This is a genomic window from Candidatus Woesearchaeota archaeon (genome assembly GCA_027858315.1).
GTDB lineage: Archaea > Nanobdellota > Nanobdellia > Woesearchaeales > UBA583 > UBA583.
Window position 1 is genome coordinate 1 of the sequence record JAQICV010000007.1, and the last position, 3,791, is coordinate 3,791.

The 3,791-nt window shown below is 30.5% G+C and carries 3 protein-coding genes; all 3 read right to left on the reverse strand.

What is annotated here, in order from left to right; genetic code table 11:
* Positions 1 to 1,208: hypothetical protein (locus tag PF569_00375; protein MDA3854682.1), on the reverse strand; the 1,208-nt coding region annotated here is incomplete at its 3' end.
* A gap of 63 nt (positions 1,209 to 1,271) precedes the next feature.
* Positions 1,272 to 1,595 carry a GNAT family N-acetyltransferase gene (locus tag PF569_00380; protein ID MDA3854683.1) on the reverse strand — a complete coding sequence of 108 codons (324 nt, stop codon included), beginning with the start codon at positions 1,593 to 1,595 and terminating at the stop codon, positions 1,272 to 1,274.
* Positions 1,596 to 1,693: 98 nt separating this feature from the next.
* Positions 1,694 to 3,640, reverse strand: a complete 1,947-nt coding sequence (locus PF569_00385) for a hypothetical protein (protein ID MDA3854684.1) — start codon at positions 3,638 to 3,640, stop codon at positions 1,694 to 1,696.
* Positions 3,641 to 3,791: the final 151 nt, after the last annotated feature.

The following is a 3,791-nucleotide window of genomic DNA, read 5'->3' on the forward strand; positions in this document are numbered from 1 at the left end:
TTATACTCAGCCTTCTCTTCTTTAGTCATGTCCTTCATTTCATCTTCCATTTCTTTTTCTTCTTCATCGTCTTTCTTATCAGCTTCTTTAAGTTTTAAAGCCTCTGCTAAGTCTCTTTCTAAGATAGAAGTTTTTAGAATAAGATCTGAATTATCTCTCTCTAGTATTACTAATTTACTTTCAGCTTCTTCTTTAAGTTCTGTTTGACTCTCTAAAATAGCTTTATTCTTATTAAAATCTTTCTTAATAGATTCAGTAATTGCTACTAATTTTGTAACTTCAAGAGCTTTAGCACCTACGGCTTCTTTAACAGTAGAAACTTCTTTTTCTTTTTCTTTTACAGACTCTTCTAAAACATCAGCTTCTGTTGCTCTATTTTGTATAGATTCAGAAATAGTTTCAATCTTAGCTTCTACAGATTCTTTAATATCTTTTAAATCCTCATCTTCACAAAATGAAAGTGCCTCTTCTAAAAGAGCTAACTTTTCTTTATTAGAACTAGCTTTTTCAGCTTCTCTAATCATACCTTTAAGATTTAGTTTAACTAATCTATTATCACTCATTGTTATAGTCTCCTTTAATTTTTCTTTATCATTATTAGTATTCTCTACTATAATAGTATTATTTTCTGTAACAGCTTCTTTTGTTGATTCTTGCATTTCATTTTTATAGTGATTGAAGCCATTGGAAGGATTTAAAACCCAATCCCCATATCTCTCAAGTAGAAAGCCTTGTTTCTCTATTTGACCTGACTCAGAGACTCTACCTAAACAGGAGCTTGAAATACAAATTGATCCACCTTTTTCTAATACATCTTCTGCTAATTGTCCATAGTCACCTACTAAATCAATTTGAGCTGTTAACCAACCATTTTCAACTAAAGGATTCTTTTGAACTGACCATATATCTTTAGGACTTCCATCAGCATCACCTTCAGGATGATTCATTAAACCTAATGTGACTTTTTTCTCACCTAGAACTGACTCAAAAATAGTATCATAGTTTCTACCATTTTTATTTTTATTTATCTGTTCCCATACATTCATCCTATAACTTTTAACAAGTTGTTTAGAACCGCTTGCAGTCTCAACTATAGTACCTTCTTTTATAGGGACTTCCACTAGATCATCTTTAGATACTGTTACATTCTCATATATACGATATCTATCCCCAACCTTTTCTAGTCCTTCTGTAAATTTATTAACCATATATTTTCCTTTCTATATTTGCTTTATAGTAATATAGTACAACTTTGTAAAATAGGTTATTTTCTATAGTTTACCACTGTTGTTTATTAAAAAATCTTCTTTAGAAATAGTTACATAGTCACCATCAAAAACCATTCCCATTTTTATCCAAGGTGCAAAATCTAAAGGATATAGTTCAAAGCCTTTAGCTCCTGTAAAGTTTAATACATCATAAATAATCTTTTGACCATAACCTTTTTTCTGCTGAGACCTCTCTAAATATATTCTATGTATTTCTATATAGCCTTTAGAATCTGTATCACTAAAATCTATCATGCCTATAAACTCTTGATCTTTATTAAATACGTCAAACTGACTACCATGGGTACTGTCATCACTAGAAGGAATAAAAGATAAAGAATATTTACTAGGAATAGTATTAGATTCCTTAATTCTTATTTCTGTACCTTTCTTAATAATTTTACCTTCTATAAGGTGGTCTTTTGTTAATCTCGTTTATTATCCTCTTCCTCTCTTAATTTCATAGATTTAACAGCTTTTTCTTCTTTAACAAGATTAAATATTGAGCCTTTTTGCTCTGAGTTTTTAGTTAACATATAATGTTTTCCACTTAGACTTACACCTTCAGTTAGATTATTAGATCTTTTACTTGCAAAGTATACCTCTCTAACAACTTCTTCACTTAGTCTTTCATCTATTTTCTCTGTTAGTTTTTGATTTACTTTTCCATAATTTAACTTTCTTAAAAATGAGTGTTTAATAGCTTTAAACTTTTCAGCTTCTTTTATGAATAGAGCTTTCTCATCCTCATCTTCTATTTTTTCTAATATAGCTTTATAGTTTTCTTGTATCTCTTGATTTTTCTCATAATCTGATACCCAACCGCCTACTTCTTCCATATCTAAAAATGAGTATTGACCAAAAACATCAGCTACAACACTCGAAGGTAGAGCTTCGCCTCTATCTAATCCTAAAGACGTTCCTAGATTAGCTAGTATATCATTTGCTAGTCTAATTGAGTCAGATTTTAATCGCATTCTATCACTTGATTCTTCAATTACAGGATAGTTCATGTAGATTTCAAATTCTGTATCTTCACCTTGTAAATCTCCAGTTAACATAAGATGTATTTTAAAGTCATTAGCTATATTTTCTATAAAAGTAGTTTGTGAAGGATAGACGTTTCTAGCTACAATTTTTGATTGTTGTAATAATGCTTGACCACTACTTCCCCATGAGCTTTGAGTAGTATCTATAATACCCTCTGGTATTCCTGTAGAGTAAATTAAGTCTTTTTTCTTAGCATCAAGATCTGCTATGTCATTAAGATCCATCCTACTTTCAAATTGTTTAAACTCTACAAAACCTTTAACACTAAATATAGACTCTCCTACTGAAATCTCATCTTTATTTTTAGAAGCTTCAGTGATATTTTGATACATTTGACGGACAGCATTTACTTTTTGAAACAGCTCACCCTCTGTCATATCCTCAGACCCTTGAATCTCAAATACTTTAGTAGGAAATGATGCTGGTCTAGCCATATCAACTAGCATTTCTGTAGTTTTAAAGGATTTATAAGGTGCAAGAGATTCTATGAACATAGGCTTACCATAAGGGTAAAATTCACTTTCTATAGTTTGTCTTCTAAAATGTGTTACAGACCAAGGAGGGAGAATATTATCACCTATAGTATAACCAAAAATAAAGTTCTGATACCAAAGGGCATAATCCGTTGTTAACATTTCTTGATTAAAGAGCCGAGATAGTTTTTTAATAGAGTCATATCTATCTCTTACTGTTATATAAGATTGATTATCTTTCATAGCCTGTTTAACTCTAACACCTTGAAACTCTATAACATCTTTGCACTCAGATTGGTCTATAGCTGTTACCTGTGTGATTCCAGCACCATTTAAGTCAACGCTTTTAATGTAGATAGCATTACCATAAACAGTTAGATCATAGGCTAGTGAGTGTATTGTGCTATTTTTTAGTCCTATATCGTTTAGCCATTTATAAAAATAAGATTCAGTACCTTTTTTAGTACCTTTTATCCCTATAATCCTATCTTGAGAGTCGGACTGGGTAGTTTCATTAGTATATATTTGAGTAGCACTACTCATCCATCCACCATTTGATACCATAAATCTAAGTTCTCTATCTCTAGTTTGTCTTTTCTCTGGAGTATTGTGTTTATTGGAAATCATAAAATCTTTTTCAAAAAACTCCCAAGTTTTTTTTAAATCATTAGGAAAATTGATTGGTACTAATTTGTCTAGTTTATTATTGGAAGTGTCTTTGATCTCTTTTCCTGGGGCTATTCCATTAGGATAATCTTTTGTTTTCTTAGTGGAAATATTAAAGTACTTAAGAAGTCCTTTTTTGCTCCTATTCTTTATATTAGTATTTTTAATCTTATCTTTAGCCATTCTTAACCCTTTTAAACTTAGTTTCTAATATAATAGTACTAATTATGTAAAAGGGTTATCAGGTGTTTTTAGCAAATAATAGAGTAGATGTTTAAGGCCTTTTTCAAAGTCATAGCTATAGGTCGTACATAAGATATATCCTCATCAAAAA

What these genes read in the sequence shown, in the direction of transcription:
- PF569_00385 (MDA3854684.1), bottom strand. Translation starts at nt 3,640, where the DNA reads ATGGCTAAAGATAAGATTAAAAATACTAATATAAAGAATAGGAGCAAA.